1 protein-coding gene is annotated in these 688 nt (G+C 57.0%); it reads right to left on the reverse strand.

Annotated features, from left to right (window positions below):
- Positions 1 to 42 precede the first annotated feature (42 nt).
- A partial coding sequence (locus DX909_RS29725) for a hypothetical protein (RefSeq protein WP_164851464.1) occupies positions 43 to 688 on the reverse strand: 646 nt, incomplete at its 5' end.

Consider the following 688-nt stretch of genomic DNA (forward strand, 5'->3'; position numbering starts at 1 on the left):
AGGCCGGTACTATTATCGTTACCTCCGCCATAATTTGTCCGGTTACTTTCCACCGCCTGCTACTGCGGTCAGGTGGGTTCGTTTATTGAGATTCAGGGAGTGATTCCGGTAAAATACCGGCACCAGTCCGACGCCTTTCTTCAGATAGGAGCCGGCGGATGGGCTTAACTTGATCCGGAGATAAGCACTCCACAACTGCGCAAATACCTTCGAATACCCCAGTTTCTGCAGGTGGTCCTGGAGAAAGCGAACCGCCAGATTGGTATCGTAATGCCGGAACAGCTGGTCGGCCTGCCGGTAGATCAGCTTGGCAAATTCGAGCCGGATGTCCGCTCTCTCCAGAGGCAGCAGGCCGCTGAACTTGTCGATCAGGTACAGCCGGGTTTCAAAACTACGGCTGGTATACCCGGTAATGCTGATGGCATTGGCGCTGCCGTCGACCCGGTAATAGGAATCCGCCACTTCGCCCTCGGCCTTGAAGTACGTCAGCCCGGGCGACAGCAGGGCCATCAGGTGCAGGTCCCAGTCCTGCCAGCTGGACACTTTTTCGTCCCAGCCGCCCAGGGCCGCCGGCACTTCCTTTTTCCAGAGTACCCCGGACGTATGCCAGGGCATATCCTGCCGCAGAAACCGGATCAGGTCATCATCTTCCGAGTGCAGATAATTCCACTGGAGGTGGGTATCGCCG

This window comes from Larkinella soli (assembly GCF_003703975.1).
Taxonomy (GTDB): domain Bacteria; phylum Bacteroidota; class Bacteroidia; order Cytophagales; family Spirosomataceae; genus Larkinella; species Larkinella soli.